This window comes from Vibrio sp. MMH1-50 (assembly GCF_022347645.1).
Lineage (GTDB): Bacteria > Pseudomonadota > Gammaproteobacteria > Enterobacterales > Vibrionaceae > Vibrio > Vibrio harveyi.
This window is the reverse complement of sequence record NZ_JAKRGG010000030.1, coordinates 1-18,401: the sequence shown is the minus strand read 5'-3', so window position 1 is coordinate 18,401 and position 18,401 is coordinate 1. Positions and strand designations below refer to the sequence as shown.

Genomic DNA, 18,401 nt, shown 5'->3' with positions numbered 1-18,401 from the left:
CTTAATTGTAGGGATTGAGCTCTCCCACTTCAGCCGATACTGAGTCCGAGTATCGGCTTTTTTTGTTGTGTTATTTCCTCAAAAAAGCTGTGGTTGCTAATCGACAATTAATTGATAATAATTATCATTATCTTAAGTATCGAGGTAACTATGGACAGCAGCCAAGCCATCTACAACGCCTTTTTTAAAGCGCAAGACCGATTCCTTCATGTGTATGCGCCAAGCGGCTTCGAACCCGATGTGATCCATGATTACATCCATTGGGGTATGGTGCTGTCGTCCATCTACGATCACGATGCGGAGCACGAAAACCTGTTGCTGTGCGAGCTGTATTTGCGCCAAGTCTACTTCCATCTACTTGATGCCATTCAGGACCCTGCGCGCAGCCGCATCTTCCGCCGAGTCTGCCTCGATTCTATTCACACTCCGCTACTTTGTCTCAAACGTTACTACTACCAATTTGAGGATGGCGATGTGAAATTTCTCTCATTACAACAACAATTACGTCTGATACAGACGCCACTCGATTAAACAAAAGGAACCTACCATGACCACGGAATTCCGTATCGAAGCGGACAGCATGGGCGAAGTCAAAGTCCCAGCCAACGCTTTGTATCAAGCCCAAACTCAACGCGCTGTCGATAACTTTGCTTTCAGCAAACACACCATGCCGACAGGGTTTATTCAAGCACTCGCTCACATCAAACAAACCGCAGCGCTTACCAATGCTCAACTTGGCTTGCTAGAAGGTGATATTGCCAATGCCATCGCTGATGCCGCGCAAGCCATCATTGATGGTAAACACATCGATCAATTCCCTATCGATGTATTCCAAACTGGCTCGGGCACGAGCTCAAACATGAATGCCAACGAAGTGATTGCAACATTGGCATCTGAGCATCTAGGCGGAACAGTCAATCCAAACGATCACGTCAATATGGGTCAAAGCAGTAACGACGTAGTGCCTACTGCGATTCAAGTCAGCTCTGCAATTGCAATTGAAAAACAGCTACTACCAGCACTGTCCCACCTAAGTGAAACACTAGAGACTAAGCAGCAAGCTCTGAAAGATGTGGTGAAAACAGGTCGTACGCACCTCATGGATGCGATGCCAATTACCTTCGCCCAAGAGCTTGGTGGTTGGCAGTTCCAAATCGAACACGCTAAACAAGCCATCGAACAAACACTGCCAGCAGTGAAAGCGTTAGCTCAAGGCGGAACAGGGGTGGGTACAGGGATCAACGCCGATCCACGCTTCGCCGATCTTTTTGCCGATAACCTAACGCAATCAACGCGCATCGAGTTTGCTTCAAGCAAAAACTTCTTCTTCAATCTCAGCAGTCAGGATGCGATCGTCGCCCTATCGGGACAGCTCAAAACAACAGCAGTTGCGATCATGAAGATCGCAAACGATCTTCGCTGGATGAACTCAGGTCCACTAGCTGGCTTAGGTGAAATCGAACTGCAAGGCTTACAGCCGGGCTCTTCTATCATGCCGGGCAAAGTGAACCCTGTGATTCCAGAAGCTGCAGCCATGGCGTCTGCCCAAGTGATTGGTAACGACGCAACCATTACCGTTGCAGGTCAATCGGGTAACTTCCAACTTAATGTGATGCTGCCAGTGATAGCTCACAATGTACTAGAAAGCATTGAACTGCTGTCGAACAGCGCCGTTGCTTTGGCAGACAAAGCCATCGCGACGTTTGAAGTACGCCAAGACAACCTTGATGTTGCACTGGCGAAGAACCCGATTCTGGTCACCGCACTTAACCCTGTGATTGGCTACCTAAAAGCAGCCGAAGTGGCGAAGAAAGCCTACAAACAAGGTCGCGCGATCATTGATGTTGCGGAAGAAGAAACGGACTTAGATCGTGCAACATTAGAAAGATTGCTCGATCCAGCCAAACTAACTCAAGGCGGCGTTGCAGAATAAGCCACTGACCGATCATCCCCTTAAAGCGAAAGACCTCCAATCGGAGGTCTTTTTTTCTAGGCGACTCGATTGAGAACCGAACGCAGCTTCAAAGGTTTCACCGGTTTGGCAATAAAACTGAACCCATTGGCTTTAATGCCTTCCATCATGTCATCGGTTCGGTCGGCACTGATGATCACCCCTTCAAAGCGGTTACCCAGACGCAAGCGGCATTGCTGCAACACTTCTAATCCTGTTCGACCATTGTCTAAACGATAATCGGAGAAAATCACATCCGGCAGCCAATCGTCTTCGATCGCTTTCAGACTCTCAACGATGTCGGTCGCAATGCGAATATCACACCCCCAGCGTGAGAGTAAATTTTCCATTCCGACCAGAATGTCTGGCTCATTATCGACACACAACACACGAATATGACTTAAATCGGATTGTGCACTCTTCACAGCTTTAACTGCTGGAATGTGCACCTTCTCTGCCTTATCTAAGGTAATCGAGAACACGCTGCCTTGACCAAACCACGAACGCATGGAAATTTCATGCCCCAGCACTTGAGCAATACCTTTCGAAATAGCCAAACCTAACCCTAAACCTTGGTCAGAACGAACTTGAGTACCACGATTAAACTCTTCGAAGATCTCTTGTTGCTTCTCTTCTTCGATACCCATGCCATTGTCCCATACATCAATACGCACTCGCCCTTGTACACGACGCACACCGAGCGCAACTTTGCCATTCGGGCTATATCGGAACGCATTGGTAAGGAAGTTCTGTACCACGCGGCGTAGCAGTTTCGGGTCGGACTTCACCATTAAAGACGATGGGATCATTGTGAACTCAATGCCTTGTTGTTTCGCCAACGCACTGAATTCCGCATTCAAGTTTGCCAACACATCATTGACCGCAAAGCCATGCACATTGACGTCCAACTTGCCCGACTCCAAACGTGAAATATCCAGCAAGTCACCAATCAAATCTTCTGCTGCGCCTAATGCACTCTCAATATGGGTCGACAGCTTTTGGGTTTCACTGTCTTTAGCAACTTCCGACAAGGAAGAAGCAAACAGGCGCGCGGCATTCAGCGGTTGCATCAAGTCATGACTTACAGCGGCTAAGAAGCGCGACTTAGACTGCGACTCATGCTCAGAACGTTGGGTCGCTGCCACCAGCTGTTTGTTCAGTTGTTCCAATTCACGAGTACGAGCACGAACGCGTTCTTCTAGTGTCTCATTAGCATCTTTCAGAGCTTGCTCCGCATCGCGGAACACGGTGATATCGGTAAAACTCATAACGAAACCGCCACCGGGCATTGGGTTACCTTGCACTTCAATTACGCGACCATCTGGACGCACACGGGAAGAGGTATGTCGCGTGCCTTGCTCAAGGTGATAAACGCGGCGACGAACGTGGTCTTCAGGGTCACCCGGACCACATAAACCTTGCTCTGCATTATGACGAATCACATCCGCAATCGGACGCCCGACCTGAATCAATCCCGGCGGGAAGACAAACAACTCCAGATAACGTTGATTCCACGCCACCAGCCTTAGTTGCTTGTCGACCACTGCGATACCTTGCCCAATGTGTTCAATCGCACCTTGCAGCAAGCCACGGCTGAAATCGTACAGCTCTGACGCTTCATCAACGATGGTCGCTACTTCCTCAAGCTGCATGTTTCTGCCTTGCAAAGCAGAAGTAAGTACTAACTTAGCTGAAGAGGCACCAAACACACCTGCGAGTACGCGCTCGGTGTGTCTAATCAAGGTAGAGGGAGCTTGTTGATTGGGAAGCAGCTCTTCGCGTTGCTGACTCCAATAGGTTTGAAAAGCAGATTTCACTCGCGTGCGTCCAACAAATCGAGAGGCTAACATCTCCAGTTCACTGACCGTTACACGGCTCTGATACAAGCTGATGTTTTCACTCTCAGGCAACGGCGTACCAACGAATGACGCCGATTGTAAGCGTTCACTTATGCTTGGGCGCGTAGCTAGTGATACCGCGACAAAACACGCGGTATTCGCCACCACGCTGAGGATCATGCCCCAGTCAGAAACAGCAATACCAAAACCTGCCAATAAATCAGGCGGAGTGATCAACCAAATCAGTAAGTTGTTGCTTGCGTCACCCGCCAGCATGTCGGTTTGGCTCATCAAAGTGATCAACCAAATGGTGAAACCCACCAGCAGACCGACATACACGCCTTTCTTGTTGCCCTGACGCCAGTACATACCGCCAAGTAGAGACGGAGCGAACTGGGTAATTGCTGCAAACGAGAGAAAACCTATCGCAGAGAGTGAGTGGATACTATCTAAAGCCTGATAAAAGCCCCATGCTCCAATCAAAAGAAGCAGAATAAGCCCGCGACGTATACGTAATAACAGCGTAGAGAAATGGTGATGATTACGTTTTGATAACTTCATCCGGCGCAAAATCAGCGGCATCACCAAATCGTTAGATACCATGATCGCTAAGGCAATGGTCGAGACGATGACCATGCCGCTTGCCGCAGAGGTACCACCTAAAAATGCCAGCAAGGCGATGTCATTCGCGCCCACCGCCATCGGCACACTGATCACGTACGTATCGGCAGGGCTGCCACTCAACAAGCTTTGCCCTACCCATGCAATTGGCAGAACGAAAATGCCCATCAGAATCAGATACAACGGGAATAACCAACGCGCAACGTGCAAGTCTTGCGCGCGTTCATTCTCAACCACCATGGTATGGAACTGACGTGGCAAACAGACAATCGCCAGCATGGTCAGAATGGTATGAATCAGCAAGGTCGGAATGTTGGGTGATTCATAGGTTTCAGCGGCGATATCAGCGAGGTGGAAGCTCTCGGTATCCATCGCGAGCCAAACAATAAACACGCCCACCACTAAAAACGCCACCAACTTGAGTACTGATTCAAACGCAATCGCCATCATCATGCCGCGGTGATGTTCGGTGTTATCGATATGACGCGTACCAAACAGCATGGTGAAGATCGCCATCGCCCCGACCACAAACCAAGACACGCTGTAGTTTTGATAACTGAGATCAGATGCTAAATCTGGCGCGATGATCTCCAATCCCATGGTGATGCCGCGCAATTGCAAAGCGATATACGGAAGAATGCCTGCCACCGCGATTAAGGTGACAACTACTGCCAAGCCTTGCGATTTGCCATAGCGGGCGGCAATAAAATCGGCAATGGAGGTGATGTGCTCGCGCTTGGCAATCAAGATCAGCCGAGCGAGGACGCGCCAGCCGATGGTAAACACGATGATCGGCGCGATATAGATGGGTAGGAAGGACCAAGGATTGTTGCTCGCCTGTCCGACCGTGCCGTAGAAGGTCCACGACGTACAGTACACCGCAATCGACAAACTGTAGATCCATGGTCGCCAACGCGCTAACCATCTCTTTTGTTTGTCACCGTACCAAGCGATTAAAAACAGGATTCCCAAATACGCCAAAGAAACGGGAATCACTAGCCATCCTTGCATCCGATATCCTTTCTTACTTTTCTTGCCTTTCTTGCTGTTTTTAAAGCAAGGAATAAAAAAACCTCTCCATAAGGGAGAGGTTTCATTTAACACTGCTTTCACAACAGAGACAAAGGTTAGTTTTTAATCTCTGTCACAGAAGCTTAATTCTGTGCTTCAGGCGCATTGGCTGAGAGATCAACCACATTACTTTCATCATTTTGAGGATCAACTTTGATAAACAGTGCAATGAAGCCCATCGCCGCCATCAACCAGAAGATATTCGCACCCCAGTGCTCGTAGCCCCAACCACTGATCACTGTCATCAACGCGATAAACGCACCCAGTGGAATTGCGTTATATAGTGCCTGCAATGCCACCATCTTGTTCTCTGCTGAGTTCTGGATGTATTGAATGGCAGCAATGTGCGCCATTGCAAACGTCACGCCGTGAAGCATTTGCACTACCACCAACGCCAAAATAGAGGTCGTAGACGCAGTCATGCCCCAACGTAGCATCACACCACCAGCAGCAACCACAAACAGAGTGCGCAAAGACCAGCCAGCGAATAGACGCTTACTCAGAGCAAACACAGCAACTTCAGCTGCCACGCCCAAGCTCCACAAGTAACCAATCACATCTTCTGAGTGACCAGCCGCTTTCCAGTGAATCGCACTAAAACCGTAGTACGCCGCATGGCTGCCTTGGATTAACGCAATCAGCACAAGGAACTTCACGACCGGTTTATCCGTCAGTAACGCTGAGAGTTTTGGACGCTCAGAATGTTGACCTTCGCGTGTCACTGGCATTGGGTTGGTGTTACGCATTGCAAATAAGAGCGAGACAAACACACCGACCATCGCCGTGTACAAAATCATGTCAGAACCAAACTCTGCCACCAAGTACCCCACCACAGTCGAGCCTGCAATAAACGCAACCGAGCCCCACAAACGGGTACGACCGTAATCAAGCATTTTCAAACGAGCGTAGTAGTTCGCCATCGCATCAGACAGAGGCACGACAGGACCACAACACAAGTTGAACAAGACGGTGGCAAGCGCCATTAACCAGAAGTTGCCGCCAGTGAAAAAGTGGAAACCAACAAATATAAGAGCAGCAAAACTCAACCAGCGCAATGCAGGCATAAGGTGTTCGACTTTATGCAAACGTGGGGTAAGTACCATGTTCGCCACACAGCGCGTCGCTAAGCCCAAACCAACCAACAGACCAATATCTGTCGGAGAAACACCCTGCTCTTTAAACCACAACGACCAAAATGGCAGATACACGCCATACGCAAAAAAGAATCCGAGAAAGTACTGGGAAATCCAGCCATACGGAGAGGGTTTCAACATCACTGACATCCTAAAAAACGAAAAAACTAACGACTTCCGACACGTAAACGTTTGGGACGCGGAATTATGGATCGCAATGCGTAATAGAAAAAGGGAAGAATCGGCAACTTACCGTTTCCTCAATGGCACAGGATCTCGAAATGCAAAATTAGATTGTGACGATTTAGACCAAAGTCGTCTGGCTTCGGCAGGGAAATTTGTCAGACTTAGAATGTGTTCCCACCAAATTTAGGTGCTCTCATGCCTGACAAATTTAATATGCAATCTCCACCGTTCGATCGCCTGACTGACGCCCAGCAAAATCGACTGCGCTCGTCTCTTGATGTGGCGTACTACCGAACGCGAGATGTCATCTTAGCTTGTGGGCAAGACAACCCTCACCTGCACGTGCTGATTAAAGGTGCCGTGGAAGAGCGCTCAAAAGAGCAAGACGAAGTGTTTGCTCACTACGCCAACGACGACATGTTTGATGTGCGCTCTTTGTTTGAAGAAAGCGTGCGCCATCAGTATGTGGCACTGGAAGATACCCTCTCGTACTTGCTGCCCAAAGAAGTGTTTCTTGAGCTGTATAACGAGAACGGACAGTTCGCTGCCTACTTCGATAACAACTTATCCAAACGCCAAGCCCTCATTGAAGCGGCTCAGCAACAGCAAAACCTTGCCGAATTCATTCTGACTAAAGTCGATAGCAGTATTTATCATCCACCAATGCTATTGGCGCCCGATATGCCAATTAATCAGGTCACTAAAACACTCAAAGACAATGGCATTGATGCCGCTTTGGTTCAGCTTAACCAAGATGACCCACGCCTAGAGCAATATCCATCAGCGCATCCTTACGCGATAGTGACGCGAACCAATATGCTCCATGCCGTGATGCTTGACGACCACCCACTCGATACACCAGTGAGTGAGATTTCGACCTTCCCTGTTTATCACGTGGATGATGATGACTTCTTGTTTAACGCCATGATCATCATGACGCGTAATCGCATGAAGCGTCTAATGGTGTGCGAAGGCAATCAAGCGGTCGGTATGTTGGACATGACGCAAATCCTCAGTGCGTTTTCCACTCACTCACACGTACTGACACTCAGCATAGCTAGAGCCAGTAGTGTGGAAGAGTTAGCCCTTGCTTCCAATCGACAGCGTCAGTTGGTAGACAGCTTGCTAACCAATGGCATCCGCACTCGCTTCATCATGGAGCTGATATCTGCTGTAAATGAACAAATCATCGAAAAAGCGTTTGAGCTTGTGGTGCCACCAGCACTGCACGATCACTGTTGTCTGATTGTGCTTGGCTCGGAAGGTCGTGGAGAGCAAATCCTTAAAACGGATCAAGATAATGCGCTGATCATCCAAGATGGGTTGGAATGGGAACATTGCTCCGAAGTGATGCAAACCCTCACCCACACCTTGCAGCAACTGGGCTACCCACTCTGCCCTGGCAAAGTCATGGTTAACAATCCGAAGTGGGTTCGAACGCAGCAAGAATGGATTAAAACGCTCGATGGTTGGATCGCTAAAGCGCAGCCTGAACAAATCATGGATTTAGCCATCTTCAGTGATGCCCATGCGGTCGCAGGCAATCGAGAGTTGCTCGCGCCTATCGCAGAGCACCTCAGAGACAGCATGGAAGATCGCATGTTGATTCTGTCCGATTTCACTCGCCCTGCACTGCAATTTTCCGTGCCTCTTACTCTGTTTGGTAACGTAAAAAGTGCTAAAGACGGGCTGGATATTAAGCGTGGTGGCATTTTCCCAATCGTGCATGGTATTCGCACCTTGGCATTGGAATACGCGATTGAAGAGAAGAACACCTTCGAACGTATCGAAGCATTGAGAAACAAGCGCATCTTAGAACCAGAAACCGCAGATAACCTCAATGAGGCACTGAAGCTGTTCTTCAAGATCCGTTTGAACCAGCAATTGAGTAAGCAGGAAGCACTCAACAACATCGACATTAAACAGTTAGACAGGACAGAACGAGATCTACTGCGCCACAGCTTACACGTGGTGAAGAAGTTTAAGCAGTTCTTAGGCTTCCATTATCAAATCCGTGATTAGAGTCTTCTAGGCAAATAAGACGAGAGGTAACAGGGATGAATTGGCTACAAAGGAAATACTGGCATTACAAGCTGAAAGGCTCACCTTATCAGCCACTGTTTTGTTCGCCACAAAAAGGCGAGTTTGTCTCTCTCGATTGCGAAACCACCAGCTTGGATCCCAACCGTGCCGAGCTGGTCACCATCGCTGCGACCAAAATCATCGACAACCGCATCATCACCAGCAAACCGTTCGAAGTTCGACTGCGCGCTCCACAATCACTCGATTCAGGCTCGGTAAAAATTCACCATATCCGCCACCAAGATTTGGTGGATGGTATCAGCGAAAAAGAAGCGCTCATCAAGTTACTCGACTTTATCGGCAATCGTCCTTTAGTCGGCTACCACATTCGCTATGACAAAAAGATCCTCGACCTCGCTTGTCTGAGGCATTTAGGCTTTCCACTACCTAACCCGCTCATCGAAGTGAGCCAGATTTATCACGACAAACTCGAACGTCATTTACCTAACGCCTACTTCGACTTAAGTCTTGATGCGATTTGTAAGCACCTCGAACTGCCGATTCAAGACAAACACGACGCCCTGCAAGACGCAAAATCCGCTGCTTTGGTATATGTGCGCCTAACCAAAGGCGATTTACCAAACCTGAGCGTGCCTTATACCCAATAGGCTTAAGACTCAGCTTTCGATCCACCTCCCACATTCGCTTTAAATTCAGCAATATCGCGGCGCATTCCTCACTCTCATCCTAAAGTCTAATTGTGGAAATACGCGCTGTGACTGACAGTTATATGCACAGCAACGTTCTTGATGAATCACAGACTAAAGAACGGAAACAGCCCTACAAAAGACGAAGGTCGAGAATTAAAGGCACAAGGAGAGAAGCCATGAGCGAAGCCCACGTTTATCCGGTAAAAGAAAATATTAAAAACCATACGCATGCGGATAATGACACTTACCTAGCCATGTATCAGCAGTCGGTAAGCGACCCTGAAGGCTTCTGGAGCGAACACGGTAAAGTTGTCGATTGGATTAAGCCATTCACTCAAGTTAAAAACACCTCTTTCGATACTGGTCACGTCGACATTCGTTGGTTCGAAGACGGTACGCTGAACGTATCTGCAAACTGTATTGACCGCCACCTTGCCGAGCGTGGCGATGAAGTCGCAATCATCTGGGAAGGCGATGATCCTGCTGACGATAAAACCCTCACATTCAATGAACTGCACAAAGAAGTGTGTAAGTTCTCTAACGCACTAAAAGAGCAAGGCGTGCACAAAGGCGACGTGGTTTGTCTTTACATGCCAATGGTGCCAGAAGCGGCTATCGCAATGCTGGCATGTACGCGTATTGGTGCGGTTCATACCGTAGTATTTGGTGGTTTCTCACCAGAAGCCTTATCCGGTCGTATCATCGACTCAGATGCGAAAATCGTTATCACCGCTGACGAAGGCGTTCGTGGTGGTCGCGCAGTACCACTGAAGAAAAACGTTGATGAAGCACTGACGAACCCAGAAGTAAAAACCATCGACAAAGTTGTCGTTCTAAAACGCACGGGCGGCGACATTGATTGGCACGAGCACCGTGACGTTTGGTGGCACGAAGCAACGGCTGTCGTTTCTGATGTGTGCCCACCAGAAGAGATGAAAGCGGAAGACCCTCTATTCATTCTTTACACTTCAGGCTCAACAGGTAAGCCAAAAGGCGTGCTGCACACTACAGGTGGTTACCTAGTGTACGCAACCATGACCTTCAAATACGTGTTCGATTACCAAGAAGGTGAAACGTTCTGGTGTACTGCGGATGTGGGTTGGATTACAGGTCACACTTACTTAATTTACGGTCCACTGGCGAACGGTGCGAAGACCATTCTTTTCGAAGGTGTACCAAACTACCCAAGCACGGCTCGCATGAGTGAAGTGGTTGATAAGCATCAAGTAAACATTCTCTACACTGCACCAACAGCGATTCGTGCACTAATGGCAAAAGGTAACGAAGCGGTAGCAGGAACATCTCGTTCAAGCCTGCGTGTAATGGGCTCAGTAGGTGAACCTATCAACCCTGAAGCATGGGAGTGGTACTACAAGACCATTGGTAATGAAAACTCACCTATCGTTGATACTTGGTGGCAAACAGAGACAGGCGGTATCTTGATAGCGCCACTACCAGGTGCAACCGATCTTAAGCCAGGCTCAGCAACTCGCCCATTCTTCGGCGTACAACCAGCGCTAGTGGACAACATGGGTAACATCATTGAAGAGACCGCAGCAGAAGGTAACTTAGTGATCCTTGATTCATGGCCAGGTCAGATGCGTACTGTTTACGGCGACCATGAGCGCTTTGAGCAAACCTACTTCTCTACCTTCAAAGGCATGTACTTCACCAGTGATGGCGCACGTCGTGACGAAGACGGCTATTACTGGATCACAGGTCGTGTAGATGACGTACTGAACGTTTCAGGTCACCGTATGGGTACCGCAGAGATTGAGTCAGCACTGGTTGCACACGATAAAATTGCGGAAGCAGCGATTGTCGGTATCCCTCATGACATCAAAGGTCAGGCAATTTACGCATACGTCACGCTTAATGATGGTGAATTCCCATCAGCCGAGCTGCACAAAGAGGTGAAAGACTGGGTACGTAAAGAGATTGGTCCAATCGCGACACCAGACGTGCTGCACTGGACAGACTCTCTACCAAAAACTCGCTCCGGTAAAATCATGCGCCGCATCCTACGTAAGATTGCAACGGGTGATACCAGCAACCTAGGTGATACTTCGACACTGGCAGATCCAAGTGTTGTAGACAAGCTAATTGCAGAGAAAGCAGAACTGGCATAACACCCGGCCCCTGTTTTAAACGCTAGCCCTAAAAGCCACCATTGCATATGGTGGCTTTTTTGTGCGTGGACGCAAAATAAACCACAGAAAGCACATGGCAATTATGTTGTTTTTGTTAACTTGGTTACAGAAACGGCGGGGGTTATTGGGAGATTAGACCAGTAAATTGCTGCTAATTGCTGTGAATTAGCTATAATCTTGGTCGATTTTTTAAAATTTGCTCGGTTTTAACAAAAAAATCGTGCTGAATTATCGTATATTTGGGAATATAAACGTTCCACTCACGATAAAGGAAGATAGCAACATAATGTCTGCAAAGTCACGGATTCTAGTTCTAAACGGACCAAATCTTAATCTATTAGGTCTGCGTGAACCGACACATTACGGTAACAACACCCTAGCACAGATTGTTGACGCATTGACTGAACAAGCTCACAACTCTGGGGTGGAACTTGAACACCTGCAATCGAATCGTGAGTACGAACTGATTGAAGCTATCCACGCTGCATATGACAAAGTGGACTTCATTATCATCAACCCAGCGGCTTTCACTCATACCAGTGTCGCGCTGCGTGATGCATTACTTGGCGTAGCCATCCCATTTATCGAAGTGCACCTATCGAACGTTCACGCTCGTGAGCCGTTCCGTCATCACTCTTATCTGTCTGATAAAGCAGAAGGAGTGATTTGTGGCTTAGGTGCACAAGGTTATGAATTCGCTCTGTCTGCAGCAATCGCGAAATTGCAGGCAAAGTAAACCAAACACTCTGCAGCCCTTTGGGGTTGTCTTAATCACAAGATAAAAGAGAAAGAAAAGATGGATATTCGTAAAATCAAGAAGCTAATCGAGTTAGTTGAAGAATCTGGCATTGCTGAGCTAGAAATCTCTGAAGGTGAAGAGTCAGTACGCATCAGTCGTAGTGGCCCTGCAGCTGCTCCAGCACCAGTTCATTACGCAGCAGCTCCAGTAGCAGCACCTGCACCAGTGGTAGCAGCTCCAGTAGCAGACGCACCAGCAATGGCAGCAGAAGCGCCAGCAGCAGTTCCTGCAGGTCACCAAGTTCTTTCTCCAATGGTTGGTACTTTCTACCGCTCACCAAGTCCAGACGCGAAATCATTCGTTGAAGTTGGTCAGAGCGTAAATGCTGGCGACACACTATGTATCGTTGAAGCAATGAAAATGATGAACCAAATCGAAGCGGACAAATCAGGTGTTGTAACTGCAATCCTAGTTGAAGACGGCCAACCAGTTGAATTCGACCAACCACTAGTTGTAATCGAATAAGCGGGGCTTGCCTTATGCTAGATAAAGTAGTCATCGCGAACCGAGGTGAAATTGCACTTCGTATCCTTCGCGCTTGTAAAGAATTAGGCATTAAGACTGTGGCAGTTCACTCAACAGCTGACCGCGATCTTAAGCACGTACTACTCGCAGACGAAACAGTATGTATCGGTCCTGCTCGTGGTATCGACAGCTACCTAAACATCCCTCGTATCATTTCTGCAGCAGAAGTGACGGGTGCAATTGCGATTCACCCGGGTTACGGCTTCCTATCTGAGAACGCAGACTTTGCTGAACAAGTAGAGCGTAGCGGTTTCATCTTCGTTGGTCCTAAAGCAGACACCATCCGTATGATGGGTGACAAAGTGTCCGCAATCAACGCAATGAAAAAAGCAGGCGTTCCTTGTGTACCAGGCTCTGACGGTCCACTAGATAACGACGAAGACAAAAACAAAGCTCACGCTAAGCGTATCGGCTACCCAGTAATCATCAAAGCCTCTGGTGGCGGCGGTGGTCGTGGTATGCGTGTTGTACGTTCTGAAGCAGAACTTGTTCAAGCTATCGCTATGACGCGTGCAGAAGCAAAAGCGGCGTTCAACAACGACATGGTTTACATGGAGAAATTCCTAGAAAACCCTCGTCACGTTGAAGTACAAGTGATTGCTGATGGTCAAGGCGGTGCTATCCACCTAGGTGAACGTGACTGTTCTATGCAGCGTCGTCACCAGAAGGTTGTTGAAGAAGCTCCAGCACCAGGTATCACTGAAGAGATGCGTAAATACATCGGTGAACGTTGTACACGTGCATGTCTAGAAATCGGTTACCGCGGCGCAGGTACGTTCGAATTCCTATACGAGAACGGTGAGTTCTACTTCATCGAAATGAACACTCGTATTCAGGTTGAGCACCCAGTAACAGAAATGGTTACCGGTGTTGACCTAATTAAAGAACAGCTACGCGTAGCAGCAGGTCAACCACTGTCATTCACTCAGGATGACATCAAGATCCGCGGCCATGCGATTGAGTGTCGTATCAACGCAGAAGACCCTGAGCGCTTCCTACCTTCACCAGGTAAGATTGAACGCTTCCACGCACCAGGCGGTATGGGTGTTCGTTGGGAATCTCACATTTACACAGGCTACACAGTACCACCTCATTACGATTCAATGATTGGTAAACTGATCACTTACGGTGAGAACCGTGATGTAGCGATTGCACGTATGAAGAACGCACTAGGCGAGATGATCATTGAAGGCATCAAGACTAACGTTACTCTACAAGAATCAATCATGAATGATGAGAACTTCCAGCACGGTGGTGCAAACATTCACTACCTAGAGAAGAAGCTAGGTCTACAATAAGCCTTCGCTAACCTCATGATAAATGCCCACATCTGTGGGCATTTTTGTTTTGTATAAAGTCTATACTCAAACAAATCGTAGAGTTCTGGTAAACTCTGCGCCACTTCATTCACTTTAAGAGCAAAAACAAATGCCTTGGATTCAAATCAAACTCAACGCGACCAATGAAAACGCTGAGCAAATCGGCGACATGCTAATGGAAGAGACTGGTGCGCTGTCTGTAACATTCCTAGACGCGCAGGATACGCCTGTATTCGAACCTCTGCCTGGCGAAACTCGCTTATGGGGCGATACTGACATTCTGGCACTGTACGATGCAGAAGCTGATACAAACTTCATCATCACTCAAATCAAAGCAAGCGGCATGCTTACTGACGATTTTGCTTACAAAGTAGAACAGCTAGAAGACAAAGACTGGGAACGCGAGTGGATGGAAAACTTCCACCCAATGAAGTTCGGCGAACGCCTATGGATTTGCCCAAGCTGGCGTGAAATTCCAGAGCCAGACGCAGTAAACGTAATGCTAGATCCGGGTCTTGCATTCGGTACAGGTACACACCCAACTACGGCATTGTGTCTTGAGTGGCTAGAAGGTCTCGATCTATCAGGTAAGACGGTTATCGACTTCGGGTGTGGCTCAGGCATCCTAGCGATCGCAGCGATCAAACTAGGTGCAGAAAAAGTTATCGGGATCGACATTGATCCTCAAGCACTACAAGCATCTCGCGACAACGCTGAACGTAATGGCGTTGCCGATCAACTTGAAGTGTTCCTACCTCAAAACCAACCTGAAGGTCTAATTGCAGACGTTGTGGTTGCGAACATTCTTGCTGGTCCTCTACGTGAACTAGCACCAATAATTAAAGGTTTGGTGAAACCAAATGGTGACCTTGCGATGTCGGGTGTTTTAGACACTCAAGCAGAGGATGTAGCAAACCATTACCGTGACGAGCTTCACATTGACCCAATTGTGGAGCAAAGTGAATGGTGTCGTATCTCTGGTCGTAAGCAAGGCTAGACAAGGTTTTCAGGGCTAATTGTTTGAATTTCATACAAATTACAAAAACAATTTGTAAATGCTCAAATATTAGTCTTTTCACGCAGTAAAAAAATGCGTAAAATGCGCGCCCTTGCTGGTACAGAACTGTGATGACGTTTTGAAAATCGGAAACTATCAACTTAAGAACAATCTAATCGTAGCCCCTATGGCTGGTGTAACGGATAGACCGTTTCGCGAGTTGTGTCTTCGCTATGGTGCGGGAATGGCCGTCAGTGAAATGATGTCTGCTAACCCGAAACTATGGGGAACGTCAAAGTCGAAACAGCGCATGGTACATGAAGGCGAATCGGGCATTCGCTCTGTACAGATTGCCGGTTCCGATCCACAGCTTATGGCCGATGCGGCTCAATTCAGTGTTGAAAACGGTGCGCAAATCATCGACATCAACATGGGCTGCCCAGCAAAGAAAGTGAATAAGAAGCTGGCGGGTTCTGCACTGCTTCAATACCCAGACATCATCAAAGAGATTTTGACTGCGGTAGTGGACGCGGTAGACGTTCCTGTAACGTTAAAGACCCGTACTGGCTGGAACACAGAAAATAAAAACTGTGTTCACATCGCTAAATTAGCCGAAGACTGCGGCATACAGGCTCTTGCACTGCATGGCAGAACAAAAGCGTGTATGTACAAAGGTGAGGCCGAATATGACAGCATTAAAGCGGTTAAACACGCTATATCCATTCCGGTTATCGCAAACGGTGATATCGATAGCCCGGAGAAAGCGAAGTTTGTACTGGAGTACACCGGTGCAGACGCTTTAATGATTGGACGCCCTGCCCAAGGTCGTCCTTGGATTTTCCAGGAAATCCATCACTATTTGGAAAACGGCACCACAATGGATGAGCTTCCAAGTGAGGAAGTGAAAGCCATTATGCTTGGTCATGTTAACGCTCTGCATGATTTCTATGGAGAGTTCTTAGGTCCACGTATCGCGCGCAAGCACGTTGGGTGGTATCTAAAGGAACATGAACAAGCAAGTGAGTTTCGCCGTACCTTCAACGCTATCGACGCAGCTGAGCTGCAACTTGAGGCGTTAGAAGGTTATTTTGATAACGTTGCATCATAATTAAGAGAAGAGCTAGACCGAATATGTTCGAACAAAATCTGACTTCAGAAGCATTAACAGTAACTACAGTAACGTCACAAGACCAGATTACTCAAAAGCCTTTACGTGACTCTGTTAAAGCGTCTCTTAAAAACTACCTAGCTCAACTAAACGGCCAGGAAGTAACAGAACTATACGAATTAGTTCTAGCTGAAGTTGAACAGCCACTATTAGATACCATCATGCAGTACACTCGCGGTAACCAAACTCGCGCAGCAACTATGATGGGTATCAACCGCGGTACTCTTCGCAAAAAACTTAAAAAGTACGGCATGAACTAATAGGTTCATACAGTATTTTTGTAAAAAAGGCTTGGTCAGCAATGATTAAGCCTTTTTTATTTTTTGTTCCTCGCAATCCTGTATTTCATCCTCCCTTACCTTCTCTTACCAACCCTTTGTACAAACATTAGTCAAGCCTGATACATTGAACTGTGATCAGTATTGATTGTGAACTCAATATAAACAGATATAATCAAAGACTTACATTGGATAAAGGAACTAACCTCATGATTTACAAAGAAAGGGAAGATTGGCTTCACGCCATTCTGAATACTCTCCCTGATCATGTCTTTATCCTCAATGAAAACGGTCGCTATATTGAAAGCTTTGGTGGCACTTACCACTCAAAGAAATTCAATGCCGAAAGTTACACTAACCTCTCGTTAAACGATGTTTTGTCATCAAGTAAAGCTTCTGAATTAATAAGTTATATTGATGATGTAATTCGCTCTAATGAGCCAAAAGTCGTCAAATACAGCATCGCACTACAAGACCACCTACTAATGCCAATAGAAGAGCTAGAAGCGTTAGACAACCCAGAGGAAACCTGGTTTGAAGCGATCATCAAACCTGTTGAAAGCTTACAAGACGACGAAAGTTGGGTAATTTGGTCTGTTCGTGACGTAACGAAAACACACCTACTTGAAAAGCGCCTGAAAGAGCTCTCAGAGACTGATGAGCTAACTGGTTTAATGAATCGACGAGCATTCTTAACCAGCCTAGATAAAGCTCTGAACTCGCATTCTCGCCTATCTCAAACACTCTCCTGCGTCATGATCGATATTGACCACTTTAAAGAGATAAATGACCAAGTCGGTCACTTCTCCGGAGATCAGGTGATCAACCATGTAGCAAAGATATGCCAACGAGCAATCCGTGGCACTGACTTTATTGGTCGGTTAGGAGGAGAAGAGTTTGCAGTGATTTTAGTCAACACCAGCGCGATTCAAGCCTATGATGTAGCAGAAAGGATCAGAGGTGCGATTCAAAACGCCCCATGCCAAGTTGATGGTATCGAAATCAGCACAACCGTAAGTATTGGTGTCGCAGAATATGACGGACAAGTATCTAGTGCTAAAGAGCTCATGATTAACGCTGATAAAGCCATGTATTACTCAAAGCACTCTGGACGCAACCAAGTAACACTTCATCACGACTGTATTCCTGATGTCAAAATACAGCACTCCTTAAACCTAAATATCCAAAAGGTTTCTTAGCCCTTCGCTCTTCATCCCCCTTATCTTACATCACCTTATCCACACACCCTCCAAAACACTCACACGCAGCTCTTTTGCCTAATCGAGTTATAGGACTAGGCACAAGCTCGATGTGTTTTAATAGCGAGTTTGAGGCTGTTGTAAAGGCAATGAGAAGTAGTGGCATTGTGAGAGGTTAGGTAATGCGTTAGCACTATCTCATGATCAAGTTAGTCACAGGAAAGATATACAGGGATTAGAAAGTGATGCGACTTTGTAAGAAGGGCTCTGGTGATCAGATTTACTTTGCTCCAAATACAAAAAAGCCCACTCTCTCGAGTGGGCTTCTTCAAATTTAAAGCCTGGCGATGTCCTACTCTCACATGGGGAAGCCCCACACTACCATCGGCGCTAATTCGTTTCACTTCTGAGTTCGGAATGGAAGTCAGGTGGGT

The 18,401-nt window shown here is 47.3% G+C and carries 14 protein-coding genes and 1 rRNA gene; 12 read left to right on the top strand and 3 right to left on the bottom strand.

The window, feature by feature from the left end; genetic code table 11:
- The first annotated feature begins 150 nt into the window (after window positions 1-150).
- On the top strand, window positions 151-531 hold the full coding sequence (locus MHO32_RS18820; RefSeq protein ID WP_017190957.1) for a hypothetical protein: 381 nt from the start codon (window positions 151-153) through the stop codon (window positions 529-531).
- Window positions 532-547: 16 nt separating this feature from the next.
- Entirely contained in the window at window positions 548-1,933 is a 1,386-nt protein-coding gene (locus MHO32_RS18815) for a class II fumarate hydratase (protein WP_239213388.1), read from the top strand.
- Window positions 1,934-1,989: 56 nt separating this feature from the next.
- On the opposite strand, the gene MHO32_RS18810 is transcribed toward MHO32_RS18815, so the two are convergent.
- Complete coding sequence (locus tag MHO32_RS18810) at window positions 1,990-5,421, bottom strand: hybrid sensor histidine kinase/response regulator (protein ID WP_009698905.1); 3,432 nt, start codon at window positions 5,419-5,421, stop codon at window positions 1,990-1,992.
- A gap of 143 nt (window positions 5,422-5,564) precedes the next feature.
- Window positions 5,565-6,755 (bottom strand): 3-phenylpropionate MFS transporter, encoded by a 1,191-nt coding sequence (locus MHO32_RS18805; protein WP_239213386.1) that lies wholly within the window; start codon window positions 6,753-6,755, stop codon window positions 5,565-5,567.
- A gap of 240 nt (window positions 6,756-6,995) precedes the next feature.
- Between MHO32_RS18805 and MHO32_RS18800 the strand changes: the two genes are divergently transcribed.
- The 10 genes from MHO32_RS18800 to MHO32_RS18755 all read left to right on the top strand — a co-directional run bounded on the left by MHO32_RS18800 (window position 6,996) and on the right by MHO32_RS18755 (window position 17,967).
- On the top strand, window positions 6,996-8,822 hold the full coding sequence (locus tag MHO32_RS18800; protein ID WP_239213385.1) for a DUF294 nucleotidyltransferase-like domain-containing protein: 1,827 nt from the start codon (window positions 6,996-6,998) through the stop codon (window positions 8,820-8,822).
- Between the two features lie 35 nt (window positions 8,823-8,857).
- Window positions 8,858-9,490, top strand: a complete 633-nt coding sequence (locus tag MHO32_RS18795) for a 3'-5' exonuclease (RefSeq protein WP_005440406.1) — start codon at window positions 8,858-8,860, stop codon at window positions 9,488-9,490.
- 218 nt (window positions 9,491-9,708) lie between these two features.
- Window positions 9,709-11,661 carry an acetate--CoA ligase gene (gene acs, locus MHO32_RS18790; RefSeq protein WP_005428764.1) on the top strand — a complete coding sequence of 651 codons (1,953 nt, stop codon included), beginning with the start codon at window positions 9,709-9,711 and terminating at the stop codon, window positions 11,659-11,661.
- Window positions 11,662-11,968: 307 nt separating this feature from the next.
- Window positions 11,969-12,418, top strand: coding sequence for a type II 3-dehydroquinate dehydratase (aroQ, locus tag MHO32_RS18785; protein ID WP_005448261.1), 450 nt, complete (start codon window positions 11,969-11,971; stop codon window positions 12,416-12,418).
- Between the two features lie 60 nt (window positions 12,419-12,478).
- The gene (accB, locus tag MHO32_RS18780; protein ID WP_239213383.1) at window positions 12,479-12,946 is read left to right on the top strand and encodes an acetyl-CoA carboxylase biotin carboxyl carrier protein; all 468 of its coding nucleotides are present in this window, start codon (window positions 12,479-12,481) and stop codon (window positions 12,944-12,946) included.
- A 14-nt stretch (window positions 12,947-12,960) separates the two neighbouring features.
- Window positions 12,961-14,304, top strand: coding sequence for an acetyl-CoA carboxylase biotin carboxylase subunit (gene accC / locus MHO32_RS18775; protein WP_005440401.1), 1,344 nt, complete (start codon window positions 12,961-12,963; stop codon window positions 14,302-14,304).
- A gap of 130 nt (window positions 14,305-14,434) precedes the next feature.
- Window positions 14,435-15,322, top strand: coding sequence for a 50S ribosomal protein L11 methyltransferase (prmA, locus tag MHO32_RS18770; RefSeq protein ID WP_009698909.1), 888 nt, complete (start codon window positions 14,435-14,437; stop codon window positions 15,320-15,322).
- 139 nt (window positions 15,323-15,461) lie between these two features.
- The gene (dusB, locus tag MHO32_RS18765; protein WP_005448258.1) at window positions 15,462-16,430 is read left to right on the top strand and encodes a tRNA dihydrouridine synthase DusB; all 969 of its coding nucleotides are present in this window, start codon (window positions 15,462-15,464) and stop codon (window positions 16,428-16,430) included.
- A gap of 23 nt (window positions 16,431-16,453) precedes the next feature.
- A complete protein-coding gene (gene fis / locus MHO32_RS18760; RefSeq protein WP_000462885.1) occupies window positions 16,454-16,750 on the top strand; it encodes a DNA-binding transcriptional regulator Fis in 297 nt (98 codons plus the stop codon).
- Window positions 16,751-16,977: 227 nt separating this feature from the next.
- Entirely contained in the window at window positions 16,978-17,967 is a 990-nt protein-coding gene (locus MHO32_RS18755; protein ID WP_239213372.1) for a sensor domain-containing diguanylate cyclase, read from the top strand.
- Window positions 17,968-18,306: 339 nt separating this feature from the next.
- Here MHO32_RS18755 and rrf read toward each other — a convergent pair.
- Window positions 18,307-18,401, bottom strand: a 5S ribosomal RNA gene (rrf, locus tag MHO32_RS18750); the annotation flags it as partial.

What these genes read in the sequence shown, in the direction of transcription:
- acs (WP_005428764.1), top strand. Translation starts at nt 9,709, where the DNA reads ATGAGCGAAGCCCACGTTTATCCGGTAAAAGAAAATATTAAAAACCAT.
- MHO32_RS18815 (WP_239213388.1), top strand. Translation starts at nt 548, where the DNA reads ATGACCACGGAATTCCGTATCGAAGCGGACAGCATGGGCGAAGTCAAA.
- MHO32_RS18810 (WP_009698905.1), bottom strand. Translation starts at nt 5,421, where the DNA reads ATGCAAGGATGGCTAGTGATTCCCGTTTCTTTGGCGTATTTGGGAATC.
- accB (WP_239213383.1), top strand. Translation starts at nt 12,479, where the DNA reads ATGGATATTCGTAAAATCAAGAAGCTAATCGAGTTAGTTGAAGAATCT.
- prmA (WP_009698909.1), top strand. Translation starts at nt 14,435, where the DNA reads ATGCCTTGGATTCAAATCAAACTCAACGCGACCAATGAAAACGCTGAG.
- MHO32_RS18755 (WP_239213372.1), top strand. Translation starts at nt 16,978, where the DNA reads ATGATTTACAAAGAAAGGGAAGATTGGCTTCACGCCATTCTGAATACT.
- fis (WP_000462885.1), top strand. Translation starts at nt 16,454, where the DNA reads ATGTTCGAACAAAATCTGACTTCAGAAGCATTAACAGTAACTACAGTA.
- accC (WP_005440401.1), top strand. Translation starts at nt 12,961, where the DNA reads ATGCTAGATAAAGTAGTCATCGCGAACCGAGGTGAAATTGCACTTCGT.
- MHO32_RS18820 (WP_017190957.1), top strand. Translation starts at nt 151, where the DNA reads ATGGACAGCAGCCAAGCCATCTACAACGCCTTTTTTAAAGCGCAAGAC.
- MHO32_RS18805 (WP_239213386.1), bottom strand. Translation starts at nt 6,755, where the DNA reads ATGTTGAAACCCTCTCCGTATGGCTGGATTTCCCAGTACTTTCTCGGA.
- aroQ (WP_005448261.1), top strand. Translation starts at nt 11,969, where the DNA reads ATGTCTGCAAAGTCACGGATTCTAGTTCTAAACGGACCAAATCTTAAT.
- MHO32_RS18795 (WP_005440406.1), top strand. Translation starts at nt 8,858, where the DNA reads ATGAATTGGCTACAAAGGAAATACTGGCATTACAAGCTGAAAGGCTCA.
- MHO32_RS18800 (WP_239213385.1), top strand. Translation starts at nt 6,996, where the DNA reads ATGCCTGACAAATTTAATATGCAATCTCCACCGTTCGATCGCCTGACT.